Below are 16,824 nucleotides of genomic sequence, written 5' to 3'. Positions count from 1 at the left end.
AAATACTTTGCTGTTTAAAAGGAGCAGCAGGTAAGTTTTGAAGCTAACCAGGTTAATGTCCGGGTAGTTAAACGTCATGGACATGAGTGTTTTTACGCTTTATGCTGTCAAATCGTTGGCGGTAGTAAATAATTACATAACTTGCTGGAAATCTTATCACAATGAGAAAAATATTACCCCTGTTTATTGCTGCTCATATTTTTGCATTTTGCAAACCGGCAGAGGCCCAGGTACACAGTTTTGATGTAGGAATGCGCTTTCAAAAAAGCATAGGCCTTTACTATGAAAACGGGATAACCGGCCAATACAACCTCACCCGGCGCTGGGCATTGGGCGTAACCTATGTAACCAGCAGGTTGGGCACTGCCTGGGGCACAAATGCTATAAAGCAAGACAATCTATTTGCATCCGGCACTTATAAATTCCGGCCCGCACACGCGCTTCAGCCGTTTTTTAGGGGAAACCTGGGCTATTTCACGGCCGATTATGGCTCGCCAATATTTGATGGTTTACCACACACCTCGGCCATCGTTTCGGTTGATGGTGGCATATCATATCAATTCAAACTTCCTGTTAAAGTAAACCTTTCGCTTGGTTACAACGCTATTACAGGCAACGGTACATCGGGCGCGGGTACATTGTACCCTGTGTTTTACCAGTTAAGTGTCACTTATAATATAGCAAAGCTGTAACGCCATGAAGAAAATTATACTCATTATATTATCTGCCGTATTATTATTTCCGGCCTGCAAAAAGGACCCTAAATTTACACCGGATATGCTGGGTGGCAGCAGTGAACTTTACGATCCATCGTTTTATACGCCCGCAAATTATCTTGTATCGGCTGCAAAGCCCAATCCAACGCCGGATGAAGCTAAAAAACCGGTTATCATCGTTGTACACGGCTATAGTGCCACTACTTTTGAATGGAATGAATTCAGGACCTGGGCTGACGGTCGTACAGATTTTGCTATCTCACAAGTATTACTGGGGGGCCATGGTTTAGATTATGCCAACTTTAAAAGCGCTACCTGGCAAATATGGAAGCAGCCAATAATGGACGAATATAGTAAGCTGGAGCAGGAAGGCTATACAAATATCAGCCTTGCCGGCTCATCAACAGGGGCAACCCTGATATTGGAAATGCTGGCAGATGGTTATTTCAATAACCACATTAAGCCCAGGCACGTTTTCATGGTCGATCCCATTATTATCCCGGCCAATAAAACTTTATCGCTTGTAGACCCGCTGGGGCCGGTTATTGGTTACACTACCGTTGATAATTCTCCGGGCGAGGAGAAGTATTACTTTCATTACAGGCCATACGAATCGTTACAGCAGTTAAACAATGTAATTAACATAGTGCGTAAGCAATTACAGGACGGTGTTACACTGCCAGCCAATTGTACCTTAAAAGTATTTAAAGCCGATAAAGATGATACGGCCGACCCGGTAAGTGCGGTTTTGATATACCTCGGCACAAAAACAAGCACTGGGGCAAAAATAAATGTACAACTGGTAAATTCCAGCCTGCACGTTTTTACCCGCCTTGCGCTTCGCGATCCCGCGCCGACAACGCAGGATGTGAAAAACCAAACGGATGCCTTCACTGATATAGCCAATACGATAATACATTAAAATTCCGGTATTTACAGTTAGCCTTTTGTGTAACCTGTTTACATATGCATATAAATTGCAAACTTTTTAACTATCTTTGTACTCTTAACTGCAATACTGCACACCGGCAAATTGCGAACTCAAAAATGGGGTCGACCGGAATTGACAGGATGGAGATAAGTAGGTAAGCATGCAGCGCGTTGGGTGAATTAGCGCTTTAATCTGAACGCTCAAACTTACAAATGGCGAAAATAACTACGCCTTAGCTGCCTAATTTAGAATTAGCATAGCTTTTGTCCCGCCGGTTCTGCGTTTCATTGGATCGGCATCAGGGGCATCGACAAATGAAACTGGCCTGCTTAGGGTGTGATAAGCAAGCGAGATAAAGCACCTACGGAACACGGTACAGGTAAGCGACTGACCTTCCTGTTCCCGACAATTAAACAGAAGCTAAGCATGTAGAAAGCTTACCTTATACCATGTTTGGACGAGGGTTCGAATCCCTCCGGCTCCACGACTTATGTTTTAAAGAACATCAAAAAATGCTGTAAATGAATGATTTACAGCGTTTTTTGTTTATAGTCCTATCCAAATAATCGCATTCTTCTGGTGACCTATTGGTGACCTGTATGGTTTAAAAGCCCAATAGGTCGCCAGAAAGCTTATAAGTTACTGTTATTGAGCGTGTTCAGCCATTAAACGTCTTGATAGCAGCCATAAAAGGAACTAATTTTATAACTTTTAAAGCTTTAAGCGATGAACAAAACCTTTGGACTACTCTTCTATGTGAAGCGATCAAAAATGATTGGAAATGGTACAGCTCCCGTTTATCTACGGGTTACTGTCGATGGGGAACGCAATGAAATCTCCTCTAAACGATATGTCAATCCCGATAAATGGAATGCAAATGCACAGAAATTAAATGGTACGGGCGAGGAAGTGCGCTCATTGAATAATTATCTAAAAACCCTTGAACACCAGATTTATGAAATTCACAGGCAACTGATAGAAAAAAAACTACCACTAACGGCAGTTAACCTAAAAAATGCCTTGCTGAAAAAAGACGAAGTAACAACCTCTAAAATGCTGGTACCAATCTTTAAAGAGCATAATAGGCAGGTTACCGCGCTTATTGGAACAGAATATGCCAAAGGCACCGCCGACCGTTACGAAACCAGTTTAAAGCATACCCAGGCGTTTCTTAAATGGAAATACAAGGTAGATGATATAAATATTGAAGGCATTAATCATGAATTTATTATGTCGTACGATTTTTATTTACGCTCGGAGCGTAAGTGTGCCAATAACTCTACCGTAAAGTATATGAAGAATTTTAAAAAAAATATCCTGATGTGTATTGATAACGGGTGGCTCGATAAAGACCCATTTATCAAGTACAAGCCTAAAGCTAAGATAGTGGCACGGGACTACCTGACTAAAGAAGAATTGGAAACAATGGCTCTTAAAACCTATTCCAGTTTGCGGATTGAGCAGGTGAAAGATATATTTATTTTCTGTTGCTATACCGGACTGGCCTATATAGATGTTAAGCAACTTAAGCGCTCTGAAATTATTAAGGGTATTGACGGGCAGCAATGGATTTTCACTACGAGGCAAAAAACCGATACGGCGTCCCGGATACCGCTTTTAACACAAGCTTTGCAAATTATTCAGAAATATGAACATCACCCTGAATGTGCGGACCAGGATAAAGTACTGCCTGTATTATCTAACCAAAAAATGAACAGTTATTTAAAAGAGATAGCGGACGTTTGCGGAATTAATAAAGAATTGACCTTTCATATTGCGCGGCATACCTTCGCAACGTCTGTAACTTTAGCCAACGGTGTATCTATTGAAAGTGTAAGCAAAATGCTCGGCCATAAAAACATGAGGACAACGCAGCATTACGCCAAAATACTGGATTCTAAAGTAAGTGAGGATATGCAATTATTGAAACTAAAATTGGCCAATTGATTAACATTTAAAGCTTCTGTTTTGATGAATATAACTTGACAAAAGCTGTTTTAGGCGGCTTTTGGTTTATAAGGATAAGCCATATGTTTTAATTGACACTTTTTAAATTTAGCACTATTATGCTGCCGTACTCGTGCCCCCCTCAGCAACCAATAGCACACACCATTCCATATTTACCGCTTAAGCAACCAACAGCGCAAGCCGGGTAAAATGTCAAGGCCGGGCAAACCGCTAAAAAACAAAACAAAATTGCCCGCTCTGCATGGCCTTTACTTTTTATCCCGGCGGTGGGCTATCTTCGCGGATGTGGTGGATATGAATGAATATTTGAAGTTTATTTTGTCTGTATCTCACGATCAATGTCATTTTAACAAATCAGGCTTCATCAAAAAATCCATAAATCTTATCCCTCTATACTTACAAGTTTGTTCGATAGATAATAAAATCATATAATCTTGAATAGACGCTTCGGTAAAAACTCTATTTCCCTTTTCTCTGTGTTTAGCAAAAGATTTTATCGCATATTCAGCATTGTTATTGTGCCAGGGAATATTTTCATTTTCCAAAAATACGAACAGCTTTTTTTTATATTTAATAAATCTATTTTGGTACTTATATGCTAATTCAGATTTAAATTCTTTCGAGATCACTGTTTTATAAAACGTTTCAACCCGTTTTAAATACTTATTAAGATTCCTTTTTTTTAAACCATATTTGTCTATTGTTTCAACTATTTCTTTTAAAAGTTTCCCAAAATCAGTGACAATTAGTTTCAATTCTAAATCAAGCTGATTTTTATAAAAATCACTATTCAAATCTCGTATTAAATGAACTAAGCATTTCTGTTGCTGGCACGGTAGATTATCATACCCGGAATAAAAATCAGAAACTAATACTCCAGTAAAGCTGGCGAGAAAGTCTTTCAAAAAAGTAGCCTCACGAGATTGCCGATAATGATAAATAACAGTGTCCATAGAAGCAAATACCCATACATATCCTTTATTGATCTCTTTAATTTTCACTTCAGTTTCATCTACATTTAATACCCCTCCGTTAACTAATTGATTTTTTAGCAGTTCATATGTAAGGTTATACCGTTTCGCAACCTCATGCTTGAATTCGAAAACTCTTATTTTGTTAATATTTATATTAAAAATTTCTAATGATGCAGCAATAGAGTTAAAACTCATGTGGTAGGATATATGTTGATTAACACACCAGTTTTTTAGGTGGTCACCAAACATTTTGATATGAAAAACATTACTGGGACTGAAAATATGAGAACACACGCCACATTTGACTAAACCGCCATTGAATTGAAAAATCCAGCGTTTAATACCATTTTGCATGAATTTCAAATCAATGACTTTTCTTTTTACTAACTTAACTCTGTTAGAAAGGTGTTTTTTTGCGTGTGTTTTACATTGAGGGCAACATTTAGGATATACCTCTACAAATTCGTTAGGTCGGTATTCAATCGATTTTCGCGCTTTTATTTTATCTCTTTTTGCAACCCTTGATTTGACGTTAGAACGAAAATATATCTTTTCCTGATTGTAATTAAAATAGGAGAGCTTATTTATTAGTTTATAATCAGCTTGGAAATAATCATCAGGATCTTGCCATTTGTAACTGCCAATTTTTTTTATGGATTTAACAAGATCGACATTGTTGTTTTCATGAATTAACTTAATAGTATTGATAAGAAATAGTAGGGCTTCACAATCGTTTTTATTGTACAATATTAATTCATTCCTTAAATTCTTATCCATTGATATTTCCCATTCTTTTCTCTTTATAATGGTTTCAAGACCGGATTTGATTTTACTTTCCCAATTGAATCCTAAGTAATTACAAACTTCCTTTAAGCCATTTGAATAAGTTGGAAAATATATATTGTTGACTAGTACTGATGCGTTAAGTTTTTAATGTTAAAATAAGTCATATTGTTCTTTGACATTTTGAATGATTTGATCTTCTGTTAATAACTCTTTCAAAGGAGTTTTATCAAAAGCAGATATCCCCAGAACTTGCATGATCTCGTAAATAGAAAGGGTGCTTTTCAGAGTATGCTTCACACTGGCTACGATTAGGTAAGTACAAATAGCAACCCAAACGTGAATATTCACTGCGTTTTCTGATTGCCCCCACAGAGATTTAATGGTCAGGTTCTGTTTTATCCACTTGAAAAAAGTCTCTATTTGCCACCTGTTACGGTACAGCCTTGCAATTTCCAGGGCGGATACTTCGAAGTTGTTAGTTAGGAACACCAGTTCGGTATCTTTCTCACCATCGTAATATTCCACCAACCTTAGCTGTTCTGGATAAAGTTTTTTAGACTTTGGCCCGTTCAGCACGACAGTTTTGTCCCCTGTGAGCCCTGAGTTCGGATCAATGTTGAAATTTCGCTCAACAATCGCGCAATCCATGACGCTCTTTGCCCTTGTGATAAAGGATGCACCGCAGTTGTGGATATTGTACAAAGCCTTAAAGTCAACATACGCTTTGTCCATTATATATATTGCCCCTGGAACTGGAGTTATTGTATCAAGCGCGTTGCTGTCGTGGTATTTACCATCGGTGATCAGGATAAAAGCAGGTATGTTCCCTCTTAAGTCCAGTAGTGTATGTATCTTGATAGCGCCACGCGAGTACTTGCCAGGAGCCCAAACGAATAGCTTCAGACTCAAAGAAACCGTTGTGGAGTCAAGGGCAAACACTTCATTGCCAATATCCACATTGGCAATTGGTTCATTGGAATACATCGGCCTTACCTTTTCAATCAGGTATTTGCCGAAGTCTTCGAATATCCGGCAATCCCGGTTTTCGTTTGCGCGCGATAACGTGGATTGGTTCACATAATCCCTAATTCCGAGGTGGTACAGTTTGTTCTTGTGCGCTTTTAGGCAAACACAGATATCACGGAGCGAGTTTCGGGAGGTCAATTGACCGAAAAACAGTTGGATGAACTGGTTCCAACAATTGAAATTCCTTGTCCGGAAATCCCCATTATACTTAGAAACGCATTTCTCAAACTCATACCTATCAACCAAATGCAAAAGTTGAGCAAAAACATACTTCCCTGAATTCATAGCCTTTAAAAAAGGCCTAAACTAAAGGTCAAATCAAATCAAAAAATCAAATAACAACTATATTATATTTATATTCAGCTATTTACAACGGTTTATAAAAACTTAACGCATCACCAATATTTGTTGACTATAAATGGCAATACATCTATTAATTGATCCAAATTAATCCTATATCCTTTTTTCTTAAGTTGAGAAAAGAATTGGTATTCCGCACTACCATAATGATATATTACAGAATCATTTGATGTAAATAGAAGTTTTAAAAGTTCTGCTACATTTTGTTCAAACCCCAAATTGCTATCCATCCAAAAATAATGGTGGTGAACATTTCCTTGATATGAATGTATGACGCCAATCAGGTATATAAGATCTTCATCAGGGATGAACTCAATGTCAACATAAAATTCGGATTCCGCATTTCGTATTTCTGGTGTATTCCAGATATAAATTTTGGATTCTCTAATTGCCAAAGCTTTTAACTCGGGAAAGTGCTTCTTAATGACATTGTTTTTATATTTTCTTGGTCTGAAGGTATACGATAACTGATTAATAGAAAAAATGCCTTTATTATGGTATTTTGTTATGTTGCTTATATTAATTCCTCCTAAAAGGCTCAGGTCGTCCTTATCTTTGAGGTACTTTAAACACCTTTCACAATATTCACAAGTTACACACTCTTTAATTTGATAGAGTGGTGGTTCAACATTACTATCATATAAATGCTCAATTTCATGTATTAATTTTTTTGCAATCCTCCTATCCTCATTATTAACTTTTATCTTGATTTCTTGGAATAAGGAGTTATATACTTTTATCGTTGTAATCTGCTTGTTTAGTACCAGTTCAAAAATCAAAGTCTTTATAACAAGATATAGCTTCTCTGTTCGGTTGATTTTTATACTACAAAATAATTCTATCGGTGTGATCGTTGAACCCGTTTGCGCTTCGGATACCTCAAATGAGTCGAAAGAGACATCGAAATTATTGAATTTGATTTTCTTAAATGAAATATTCGTACCCTCTAAGTCAAATGATGTAGGGGGGGACAAGATCTTATGAAGGAGTTTTGATTTTAATATTTCTTTTGAACCTTCTCGGAATTTTTGAAAATCCGAAATTGTGCCATTGATGCAGTTGATTTTTAGGTATGCTTTATGACGACAGTTCAAAAAATCCAATATGATATCATTACATATAGATACTCTCATGATACATTGTGCAAGTGTGGTTAAGTTTCTAAAAGAAATTTAAGAAATATCCATAACACAACAATAGAATATATTACAACATGGCCAATAAATCCGCCTGCGGATAAACTTTATTTATTTTAACTTCACCTGTTCCAACTTTTCCTTTGCCGCTTTCTGTTCTTTGTCCGCTTGTTCCGCCTGTGCCTGCGCTGCAATAATGGCGTCCTGTTTGTCCATTTGTTGCTGTGCCTGCTCGATAAAGGCATTCGGGTCTTCCTTTAGCTTTTTTGCAATGGTTTTGGAAACTTCAGGATAAAGTGCCTTAACCAGCCAGAAATTATAAGCTTCAGTATTCAATCGGTTATTTTGGTTGTTAAGATAAAAGGCTGTACCGACTGATGTCGCCGTCAAAACGAAACACACCACCACACCAATGATTACACTATTTGACCAGGCACCGAAATGATGACTGTTTTTTACACCGATAACTTTTGGTACGGTTGCAATGATGTTTTTTAACTCATCAATCTGCTGTTGGATCTTTTTATCGTCTTATCGTTTATTAGCAGTTTCGATCCTCGTAGCAATGCTTTTCAACGTAACCTTATACTGTTCTAAAAAGGTCTTTAGAAAATCAGCCATACCCGATTCTATCACATTCATTCTTTCTACAAATCCTTGAAGCAGTTCTTCCAAAATAGTCACTTTCTCTTCTAATTCTTCATTTTGCATAATACTTGATTTTAAAGTTCATTCTAATTTTTATAATTAATTACCGGCTGATGCCTTGTGATTGGGATTGTTCGGCCTCATGTTTCTTACGTTTATGGCGGGCTACATCCGCATCACCCATTGGATCGGGTGCCGCTCCCACAAATTGTGATTCCAACAAAACTTGTAGCAACCCTTTACCACTATCCGGGCTATGATGATATTCGGCCTGAATGCTCTGCCGAATGGCCTCACTAAATTGGTTGGCTACCAACGGCTCATTTGCTTTCATTGCGGCGTGATAAAGATGTACGTGCTGGTTACGATTAAGAGTCGCATCTATTTTGGCGTAGCTCAAACTGCGGTCAATGGCAGAGCCTTTCATTTTGATTTCCCCTTTTTCAAAAGAGACGCCTTGTTTTTCACTGGTACCACTGCGGAATTTATAGGCGATCTTAATGCCCTGCTTAGCGAGTGCTGCTTCAAGTCCTTTCCAGGTGGTTGCCGTTTTCATTGCGGCCTTAATCGCATCATAGAGTTCGAACCTGATCTTCTCCTTACCTTTCAAAGCCTGGCGGTTTACCTTTTCTTTGCCTTCGCCCAAATGGTAGCCATACTTCAGGGTGATTTCCTTACAGGCTTTCACATTCTTAGCGAAATTGTTCTTATCGGAAATTGTTTTGCCGTTATTATCCACCCGGTTATAGATCAGGTGGAGATGCGGATGAGCGCGGTCGCTGTGACGAACGATTACAAACTGCGTATCACGGATACCCACTTTTTCCATATACTCCTTTGCCCGTTCTACCATGATGTCATCATTCAGTTTGGCTAAATCTTCCTTACTCCAACTCAGCACGAGGTGCCCGACTGCTTTGCCCAGTTCCGGACGCAGCTTGCGTTGCAGATTAAAGTCGTGCGCCAGGGTGCTGGTGTTCTGCATCCGAACGCCTTCGGCTGCCAGTATCTTGGCATCTTGCTTATCCACCACATAGCGGATACAGCCACCGAAGCTTCTTCCCGTAATTGGCTTACCCATCATGGCTACTGATTTTAGTTAATAGTTCTTCGATCTGTCTTAGCATGGCCTGGCATTTCATAGCAAGCGTAAAGAGGCCTGCCACATGGGCCAGGTGGGTCAGCTGATTCAGGTTATTAGCCAGCCTTGCGAGCATCCTGAACCAGCCGCTTTCTTCCGTCGTAAAGCGTGGAAAAACTTTGGCGCTTTTAGCCGCCCTGCGGAACCATTCACTCGGTTTCAGTCCGGCCTTTTTCGCTCTGCCCTCGATCAGGATTCTTTCCGTTGGGGTTAAGCGTACCATTAAGAATTCACTCCGCCTGATCGTCTTTTTCGGTCTGCCGGGTGTTCGCACTTTTGTTATTGTTTTATTTTTAGAAGGTGCGCTCATGTGTTCATTTCGTTTTTTGATGCTTTAAAAGTTCGACCAACGGGAGCGAGTTCCGAATCACCCCAGCGGGGCTGGTTCGGGTTTTTGTGTAGCAAAAACATTAACTCGCTCCTTACTGTCGGATAAAATATCCCGGTTCGGTGTATCGCTGTGCTTTGTATCGCAAGTTGATTTACGCTGTTCATGTTACATACCTGCTTTATCCGCAACTAAAGTGACCCTGCTTGCAATGTGCTTATCAAAAGATGGCTCGTAAATAATGTACTCGTGACTAATCAGTTCCTTTAGGCACTTGTGATAAGTTGCCGGTGAGCGGATGCCGGACGTTGCCATCAGCCTGCTCCGCGTTACCCTGAAAGGTATATTGTACTGCTGTTCTTGCCATAAGGAAAGCATGGCGGTATATAAGCTGATATGAAAAGGACCAAGTCCTTTGTGTTTTTGGACTGCATTTAGCAAGGCCAGTTCGGGCGGTGTCTTTTTCATTTGGCACCTCCTTTTTCCAACAGTTTCATGATGTCCTGGTAACGGTAATACATCATGCCACCTATTTTAGAATAAGTGAGTGTGCCGTTAATACGTAGGTTTTGCAGGGTGCCGGGTGATATACCTAACAGCTTTCTTACTTCGTTGCTTTTCAGCCATTCTTTGTGTTGTGGTTTCGCATTGCCGCCGAATGCATCTTTTAGTTCCTGTACCAGCTCTGCCTTGAACTGTTTCAGGTCTTCTTTTGTTAAAATCTCTACTTGCATCTGTACTCCGTTTTTTGGTTAACGGAACGAATGTATATGGCAAAATAGCTGATCTCATGACCATCGGTTTGCGCTGGTCATGTATAAAAGGCGAACAAGATAAGTGTTATTGAGTTTAACTAATTGATAAATTGTTGTTTATATCGCCAATAGAGAGGCTTAGTGAAAATAGCCAAACAGCATAAGAGAAAGTCATTTTAGGATTTATTGATTTTCTTGACTGCTTTTTTTGGGGTGTCCGGCACGATCTTAAACAGCTTGTTTTCTGGCGGAACCAAAGTACCCTTTACGTCAATGTCATTTTGTTTATCGGAGAAATAATTCTTAGCGGTATCTATGGGAATGTCCTTGCCGTCTATAGAAAAATACTTACTGATCATCTTATAATAAGGTGTCTTATAATCACAGCGGAGCAGCTTCCGTTCTGACGGTAATTGAAGATCGCGTAGCTGATGAAGCAAGTCAATTATTGTAGGCAGATTGCCTTCTTCTATCCTGATCTTCTGCACCACATCATATTCCTTCATTTCACTAATCTGCTTCTCTAATTCTGCTATTTGGTTTTGCAGCCTGGCTATAGTAGCGTCTTTTTCTGTATAGACCTCCAGCTTTGGCCGAACGGCCCACTGGTCAATGGAATTTAGGTATTCGGCAAATGCCCTTAATTGAGCCTTTTGATTATTTGTTCGCTCATGTTTAGTTTTAGAGCCAGGGTTGTCTTCTTTAATTAATACAGCAATGCCGTCCTGGATAAGGTCCCTTAAATGCTTATAGAATTCAACTTCTTGAGCGCCTGCATTCACCTCTAAAAAGTGCTTTAAATGATATTTATAAAATGCTTCAAATTCGTTTTCTTTCCGCTCATATAAGTTATTCAGGAAATGTCGGTCATAATGGCCCCGCCACCAGGAAAAGGGCATGCCAATGTCGAACGGGTGTTCCCGCCGCTTAAAACGGATACAAGGTTTGAAGTATTCTTTGGATTTGAAGTTTTCTTTCATGGCAGATAAAAGTTACTTAAATCAAAGTTAGGTATTATAATTATGCCAAAAAAAGCCTGAATAGCTAATCAGTCTTTGTCTCAATTGCCTGTTGCACAAACCATTCAACATATTGCGGCAGTGCTGTGCCGGCATAATAAGGTAGATTCATCAATAAATACGGTTTTTTATTAGGTGTAATGGCTTTCTCTACCTTGAAGGCTCCTGCGTACATCCGAATGGCATATGGATGGTCTGCGGCTTCAATGAACTGATGAAGTGATTTTAAACTACCTGTACTGCCTGATTTTATTTCTATAGGAATAACGAACTTGCCATAAGCGTACAGTAAATCAACTTCTGCATTGGATTGGGCTTTTTCTCTCACCCAAAAATTCGGTGTATGTGCCGAAATACTTTGGAGGGATATTAGTTCTTGCGTTATCAAATGGGGTATAACAGCCCCTTTGTAAGCACTGTTCAAATCATCCATTGGCAGCATTTCAGCCTGAATGCCCAAAGAATAATTGACCAGGCCAGTATCCAGGAATTGCAAACGCGGAGCTTTCTTCAAATCGGCCTTCAATGGCGGGTGCAGGTCTGTGGTTGGGTATATCAACCGCACAATCTTCGCCTCGTCAAGGGTTCTGAATGCTTCTCCTACCTCTCTTGACCGATAGTTGGAATTTCCAAAGCCTTGAAACTTTACACGTTCGTCCAGATACAGCGGTGCAGTATCCATTAAATGTTTAATAATTTTCCTTTCCGTGTCGTTGGATGTATATTTTTCTACATCATTTTTATACGTACCCCAAATACTTTCATAAATAATTGGTAAATCTGAAAGGCTATGTTTCTCAACGTCTGTTTTTATTACTTCGGGCATGCCGCCGATAATCGCATAGCGATGAAAGGAGTCCATTAAGGTTTGATGTGCAAAAGCTTTTACCGGAACCTGCTGCAATTGTTTTAACAACGCTTGCTTTCCGGTGGCTTCCAGATATTCCTGAAAATTCAACGGGTGGAGATATAAAAATTCCACACGGCCTACCGGGAAGCTATGTACTTTCTGCATCGCAAACTCCAATAATGAACCTGCGCTGATGACATGAAGCGTAGGTATTTCTTCATAAAAATATCGCAACAACTGGATGGCCTTGGGGCTCTCCTGAATTTCATCGATGAATAAAAGGGTATCTGAGACAGCCGATGAAGGAATATTATGTGCTAAAAATAAGGCTTCAAAAATAGTTTGAACATCATCAAAGTCATCAAAATAACGTCGGTCGCCTGGTTTTTCCAGGTTGAGCACAATAGCATGTGCATACGTTCCGGCAAAATCACGTATCAAGGTGGTTTTGCCAACTTGACGCGCGCCTCTTATGATAAGGGGCTTACGCGCGGTACTTATTTTCCAGCGATTAAGATGATTTTCAATACTTCTTTTAAAGGCCATAACAGACAATGTAACAGAATAAAGGCAAATTTACAGTTTATTTGTAATAAAATAAATCCTATTTCGAGGCAATTCTGTAATAGAATAAAGGCAGTAAGATGTAACTACTGGCAGCATTTAAAATTTCAATGCGCCATTTTGATAATACTGCTTAACAACTCCTGGTGAATTGACTGTTCAAATTTCAAACCGAAGTTGTCACAAAATCACATCAAATATGTGACAGCAAATAAAGGATTATTGCATAAATAACATCTTATTCCGTACATTTGTTATTAATAAGCAACAGCATTATTTTGGTTTATTTTGTAGGTGACCTATTCGGTGACCTACGAAGATTATAAAAACATAAAGAGCTGATTAATAGCGACAAATTCAACAACTGTCGTTCCCTCCGACTCCACTAAGTTCAATGTTAAAACAGACTAAAAGCCTGCAAATCAAATGATTGCAGGCTTTTGTTTTTTAGTCAAATGGCTATATTATTCACCAATTCGCAATAAAAAGGAGCGTAATCCGGTGAGTAAGTTTTAAAAGTTCCTTACTCACAGAAACGACATATCGCTTTGATAATCAAGGTGTTAAAATTTTGAACATCTTGTACAGATGTGATTGCAAGCTTAATTTTGTTTCACTTTTTAATGCTTAAAACATTATGAAAACTAATTTCAGCTTGCTTTTTTATTTAAAAAAGCCAAAAAACTATCGAGCCGGCCTGGTGCCGATTTATCTACGTATTACCGTAAACGGTAAACGTTCCGAAACTACCACAGGGCGGGAATGTGAGCCATCTCTATGGAACAGCATTGCGGGAAGATTAAAAGGAACTAAGGAGGACACCAAATCCTTTAATGCATATTTAGACACTTTACAAAAACAAGTGTATGAAGCGCACAGTCAATTGACCGAAGTAAAAAGCAGTATTACCGTTGAAACTCTTAGGGATAAATTATTGGGTAAAAGCGAAAAAACAAGAATGCTTATAGACATATTTAAAGACCACAATAAGAAAGTTGCCACATTAGTTGGTAAAGAATATGCCGCTGGTACGTCGATTCGCTATCAAACCTCACTAAAACATACCCAAGAATATTTACAGTGGCAATACAAAGTGTCGGATATAGATATTAAAAAAATCAACCATGATTTTATTACCAATTACGAGTTTTATCTCCGTTCAGAACGCAATTGTGCTAATAACTCTGCTTTTAAATACATAAAGAACTTTAAAAAAATCGTTGGCATTTGCTTATCAAGCGGGTGGTTAGACAAAGACCCATTTATCAATTACAAAATAAGGATTAAGCAGGTTGACCGTGTTTTTCTTAATGGCGATGATTTGCAAGCTATGGCGAACAAAGTATTTTCAACAGAGCGCTTAAATCAGGTAAGGGATATTTTTTTATTTTGCTGTTTTACGGGTTTAGCTTATGCTGATGTAAATAAGCTTAAACGCAACGAAATTGTCAAAGGTGGATGTTTCGGAGATATGTTACACCCTATTCCGCGGCAAACTGACCACCTGTTTTGCTGGCAAAGAAATGCAGCTTATGCTTTAGCGGCATAAACAAAGATAATTATTTACCCATTTCCATTTAGCGGGCCACCTCTCAAGCTGTAATCTCTTTATTTTTTTAGAAGCTTACAAATAGGGTAAGTTGCCACGTATGTTCTTCTGGCGATGGTCGACATTGCTTTAATATAGGCGTTCCATAGCGACTTCGTATACATAATGAGGCTCTCCAATCAACCTGTTCATCCGGCAACTGTTTAGCGCATTTAAAAAGGCAATCAGTGTCCAAACCATAAAATCAAAAAAAGGGTGGTCAGTTTGGTCCGGAATACCCTGGTCAGTTTGGACCAGGAACGGGTGGTCACTTTAAACCGGAATCAGATGGTCAGATTGAGCGAAATCTCCAGCTAACATCGTCGCCGGACTCATTGCTTATTCTTTCCTACCGAAGAAACCAGCAATATCTTACCAATCTGTCAATGTTAATCAAATGATGGCTTTCTGATTAATCGAACTCAGGTTTATAAATCCCAGTCTCTTGAAATGATCTCACCACTTGCTTTTACTTCCCATCTGCGTCTTTTGATACAAAGCGCTACTTTATGGCCACGAATAGGAAAATCCTGAATAGCTGTTTCTGGCAAGAAGCCTTTCGACTCTAGTTGGGACTTTTCATAACCTGATGGAGCAAGGTTCTTTTCGTCCAGGTAAATGTTCAATTGCCCGCTCTCAGATGAGCGAACATCCATAAGTTCAAAATATTCTAAAAGACCGGATCAATCCGAAAAGTTGGGGGATAAAAAAGTCAGGCATATATTTTAGCAAGTCTGAATACCTCTTAAAGATGCTCTAAAAGCTTTGAGCTTAGCATTGAAAGATTCTGCCGAGGCGTTGGTACTTCTGTTATCGAAGAAGTTTAGGATAGATTCATAATGCGATTTGACAGATCTTGCAACGGTTTTAAAAGATTCAATTCCTGCATCTTCTACATCATTATACCAGATTGCCAGTCTTTTAAACGCCTGCTGCTTGTCTTTACAGATAGTGAAAATCTGCCCCAGCCGGACTGACAGGTTGTAGGCTTTGAGCAGCAAGGGATACCTTGGAAACAACAGATCAGCTCTTTCTTTCTGTGATACAGTCCACTTAGATGGGTGTTTAAATAGCAGATACCTGCTTCTGGCCAGTAATTGTTTTAAAGTATCCCCGTTGCTAAATACTTCAGGCTGATAGCTTTGCTTGTTTTTTTTAGCGTCCTCTATTGCTTTGTTCTCTTGCTCTAATGCTCCCCAGCGATATTTGATCCTTGCTTCCTGTGCAGCATCATAGGCCAGCTTTTGTACATGGAACCGGTCAACAACCCGCACAGCATTAGAAAAGCACCTGCGGATAGCTTTGATCATGTTAGCAGCCATATCCATCGTCACTTCCTTAACTTTATTCCTTTTACGGACAGGTATTCGCTCCAGTACAGCCATAATCTGTTCGGCCTGTGTGCCTTTTATCATCGCTACGATAGCCTTTTTACCACCTTTGGCTTCTTTATTGGTAACAATGGTATACAGTTCTCCGTTGCTTAAGGCGGTTTCATCTATACTCAGGTAAGGGCCTATATTATCTGCAAACAGCATCCACTCCTCTGCATGCCCTTTCTGACCCCAGCTGTGAAAATCACTCAGGTGATCTTTATATTGCTGACCGAGCTGCTTGCCGTCCACCTGATATAACTTGCCTAACAAATGGCTGCTAATAGGATGATTATCCAAATATACCTTTTAAAAAAGTGCCGAATTCTGTAGTCATCCGCGCTCCCTTCCTTACTAAATCCCAGTCTCTTGTAATGATCTCACCACTTGCTTTTACTTCCCATCTGCGTCTTTTGATACACAGGGCAACCTTATGACCGCGAATAGGAAAATCCTGTATGGCCGTTTCCGGTAAGAAGCCCTTGGATTCCAGTTGTGGCTTCTCATAACCTGATGGAACAAGGTTCTTTTCTTCCAGGTAAATGTTCAATTGCCCGCTCTCAGATGAGCGAACATCCATAAGTTCAAAATATTCTAAAAGACCTTCAGGTAAGATTAAACGGACAAGGGTTTCGTATGCTGCTGTCAAGGGTATTCGTAT

Annotated in this window: 17 protein-coding genes, 1 other RNA gene and 2 pseudogenes; 6 read left to right on the top strand and 14 right to left on the bottom strand. The window is 39.3% G+C overall.

The genetic code is table 11. From position 1 onward, the window contains the following. Nucleotides 1-161 precede the first annotated feature (161 nt). The 4 genes from ACFGVS_RS06690 (at nt 162) to ACFGVS_RS06675 (ending at nt 3,594) form a co-directional block, all read left to right on the top strand. Nucleotides 162-692, top strand: a complete 531-nt coding sequence (locus ACFGVS_RS06690) for a hypothetical protein (protein ID WP_439697978.1) — start codon at nt 162-164, stop codon at nt 690-692. Between the two features lie 4 nt (nt 693-696). Then, on the top strand, nt 697-1,638 hold the full coding sequence (locus ACFGVS_RS06685) for an alpha/beta hydrolase (RefSeq protein WP_439697977.1): 942 nt from the start codon (nt 697-699) through the stop codon (nt 1,636-1,638). A gap of 127 nt (nt 1,639-1,765) precedes the next feature. After that, nucleotides 1,766-2,134: a transfer-messenger RNA gene (gene ssrA, locus ACFGVS_RS06680) on the top strand. Nucleotides 2,135-2,373: 239 nt separating this feature from the next. Next, nucleotides 2,374-3,594 (top strand): site-specific integrase, encoded by a 1,221-nt coding sequence (locus ACFGVS_RS06675; RefSeq protein ID WP_439697976.1) that lies wholly within the window; start codon nt 2,374-2,376, stop codon nt 3,592-3,594. 362 nt (nt 3,595-3,956) lie between these two features. On the opposite strand, the gene ACFGVS_RS06670 is transcribed toward ACFGVS_RS06675, so the two are convergent. The 11 genes from ACFGVS_RS06670 to ACFGVS_RS06620 form a co-directional block, all read right to left on the bottom strand. Continuing rightward, nucleotides 3,957-5,489: an IS66 family transposase gene (locus ACFGVS_RS06670; protein WP_439699235.1), complete on the bottom strand. Its 1,533-nt coding sequence runs from the start codon at nt 5,487-5,489 to the stop codon at nt 3,957-3,959. Between the two features lie 36 nt (nt 5,490-5,525). Beyond that, nucleotides 5,526-6,686 (bottom strand): IS4 family transposase, encoded by a 1,161-nt coding sequence (locus ACFGVS_RS06665; protein ID WP_439695308.1) that lies wholly within the window; start codon nt 6,684-6,686, stop codon nt 5,526-5,528. A gap of 110 nt (nt 6,687-6,796) precedes the next feature. Then, nucleotides 6,797-7,894: a Dna2/Cas4 domain-containing protein gene (locus ACFGVS_RS06660; protein ID WP_439697975.1), complete on the bottom strand. Its 1,098-nt coding sequence runs from the start codon at nt 7,892-7,894 to the stop codon at nt 6,797-6,799. A 114-nt stretch (nt 7,895-8,008) separates the two neighbouring features. Next, nucleotides 8,009-8,233, bottom strand: coding sequence for a hypothetical protein (locus tag ACFGVS_RS06655; protein ID WP_439697974.1), 225 nt, complete (start codon nt 8,231-8,233; stop codon nt 8,009-8,011). A gap of 195 nt (nt 8,234-8,428) precedes the next feature. Then, nucleotides 8,429-8,608 carry a hypothetical protein gene (locus tag ACFGVS_RS06650; RefSeq protein ID WP_439697973.1) on the bottom strand — a complete coding sequence of 60 codons (180 nt, stop codon included), beginning with the start codon at nt 8,606-8,608 and terminating at the stop codon, nt 8,429-8,431. Between the two features lie 40 nt (nt 8,609-8,648). Then, nucleotides 8,649-9,629, bottom strand: coding sequence for a relaxase/mobilization nuclease domain-containing protein (locus tag ACFGVS_RS06645; RefSeq protein WP_439697972.1), 981 nt, complete (start codon nt 9,627-9,629; stop codon nt 8,649-8,651). Next, nucleotides 9,619-9,996, bottom strand: coding sequence for a plasmid mobilization protein (locus ACFGVS_RS06640; protein ID WP_439697971.1), 378 nt, complete (start codon nt 9,994-9,996; stop codon nt 9,619-9,621). Before ACFGVS_RS06640 ends, ACFGVS_RS06645 begins: the two co-directional genes overlap by 11 nt. 186 nt (nt 9,997-10,182) lie before the next feature. Further along, the gene (locus ACFGVS_RS06635; RefSeq protein WP_439697970.1) at nt 10,183-10,482 is read right to left on the bottom strand and encodes a hypothetical protein; all 300 of its coding nucleotides are present in this window, start codon (nt 10,480-10,482) and stop codon (nt 10,183-10,185) included. Next, entirely contained in the window at nt 10,479-10,748 is a 270-nt protein-coding gene (locus ACFGVS_RS06630) for a helix-turn-helix domain-containing protein (RefSeq protein ID WP_439697969.1), read from the bottom strand. The genes ACFGVS_RS06635 and ACFGVS_RS06630 overlap by 4 nt, the downstream gene beginning before the upstream one ends. Nucleotides 10,749-10,945: 197 nt before the next feature. Further along, nucleotides 10,946-11,749, bottom strand: coding sequence for a hypothetical protein (locus ACFGVS_RS06625; RefSeq protein ID WP_439697968.1), 804 nt, complete (start codon nt 11,747-11,749; stop codon nt 10,946-10,948). A gap of 64 nt (nt 11,750-11,813) precedes the next feature. Further along, the gene (locus ACFGVS_RS06620; protein WP_439697967.1) at nt 11,814-13,184 is read right to left on the bottom strand and encodes an ATP-binding protein; all 1,371 of its coding nucleotides are present in this window, start codon (nt 13,182-13,184) and stop codon (nt 11,814-11,816) included. A gap of 655 nt (nt 13,185-13,839) precedes the next feature. On the opposite strand from ACFGVS_RS06620, the gene ACFGVS_RS06615 reads away from it, so the two are divergent. Then, nucleotides 13,840-14,751 carry a site-specific integrase gene (locus ACFGVS_RS06615; protein WP_439697966.1) on the top strand — a complete coding sequence of 304 codons (912 nt, stop codon included), beginning with the start codon at nt 13,840-13,842 and terminating at the stop codon, nt 14,749-14,751. Between the two features lie 355 nt (nt 14,752-15,106). Next, a pseudogene (locus ACFGVS_RS06610) lies at nt 15,107-15,202 on the top strand (IS982 family transposase); the annotation flags it as partial. 16 nt (nt 15,203-15,218) lie between these two features. Here ACFGVS_RS06610 and ACFGVS_RS06605 read toward each other — a convergent pair. The 3 genes and pseudogenes from ACFGVS_RS06605 to ACFGVS_RS06595 all read right to left on the bottom strand — a co-directional run. Continuing rightward, nucleotides 15,219-15,458, bottom strand: a pseudogene (locus ACFGVS_RS06605) (ISAon1 family transposase N-terminal region protein); the annotation flags it as partial. A gap of 57 nt (nt 15,459-15,515) precedes the next feature. Next, nucleotides 15,516-16,463, bottom strand: a complete 948-nt coding sequence (locus ACFGVS_RS06600) for an ISAon1 family transposase (RefSeq protein ID WP_439697965.1) — start codon at nt 16,461-16,463, stop codon at nt 15,516-15,518. Then, entirely contained in the window at nt 16,456-16,812 is a 357-nt protein-coding gene (locus ACFGVS_RS06595) for an ISAon1 family transposase N-terminal region protein (protein ID WP_439694971.1), read from the bottom strand. The genes ACFGVS_RS06600 and ACFGVS_RS06595 overlap by 8 nt, the downstream gene beginning before the upstream one ends. Nucleotides 16,813-16,824: the final 12 nt, after the last annotated feature.

The organism is Mucilaginibacter sediminis (assembly GCF_051903035.1).
GTDB lineage: Bacteria > Bacteroidota > Bacteroidia > Sphingobacteriales > Sphingobacteriaceae > Mucilaginibacter.
Note: the sequence above shows the minus strand (reverse complement) of the source record. Positions and strands in the feature narration are given on the sequence as shown.

Coding starts and splice junctions, on each gene's coding strand:
- ACFGVS_RS06640 (WP_439697971.1), bottom strand. CDS start 9,996: ATGAGCGCACCTTCTAAAAATAAAACAATAACAAAAGTGCGAACACCC.
- ACFGVS_RS06675 (WP_439697976.1), top strand. CDS start 2,374: ATGAACAAAACCTTTGGACTACTCTTCTATGTGAAGCGATCAAAAATG.
- ACFGVS_RS06630 (WP_439697969.1), bottom strand. CDS start 10,748: ATGCAAGTAGAGATTTTAACAAAAGAAGACCTGAAACAGTTCAAGGCA.
- ACFGVS_RS06665 (WP_439695308.1), bottom strand. CDS start 6,686: ATGAATTCAGGGAAGTATGTTTTTGCTCAACTTTTGCATTTGGTTGAT.
- ACFGVS_RS06635 (WP_439697970.1), bottom strand. CDS start 10,482: ATGAAAAAGACACCGCCCGAACTGGCCTTGCTAAATGCAGTCCAAAAA.
- ACFGVS_RS06650 (WP_439697973.1), bottom strand. CDS start 8,608: ATGCAAAATGAAGAATTAGAAGAGAAAGTGACTATTTTGGAAGAACTG.
- ACFGVS_RS06625 (WP_439697968.1), bottom strand. CDS start 11,749: ATGAAAGAAAACTTCAAATCCAAAGAATACTTCAAACCTTGTATCCGT.
- ACFGVS_RS06645 (WP_439697972.1), bottom strand. CDS start 9,629: ATGATGGGTAAGCCAATTACGGGAAGAAGCTTCGGTGGCTGTATCCGC.
- ACFGVS_RS06615 (WP_439697966.1), top strand. CDS start 13,840: ATGAAAACTAATTTCAGCTTGCTTTTTTATTTAAAAAAGCCAAAAAAC.
- ACFGVS_RS06690 (WP_439697978.1), top strand. CDS start 162: ATGAGAAAAATATTACCCCTGTTTATTGCTGCTCATATTTTTGCATTT.
- ACFGVS_RS06685 (WP_439697977.1), top strand. CDS start 697: ATGAAGAAAATTATACTCATTATATTATCTGCCGTATTATTATTTCCG.
- ACFGVS_RS06660 (WP_439697975.1), bottom strand. CDS start 7,894: ATGAGAGTATCTATATGTAATGATATCATATTGGATTTTTTGAACTGT.
- ACFGVS_RS06620 (WP_439697967.1), bottom strand. CDS start 13,184: ATGGCCTTTAAAAGAAGTATTGAAAATCATCTTAATCGCTGGAAAATA.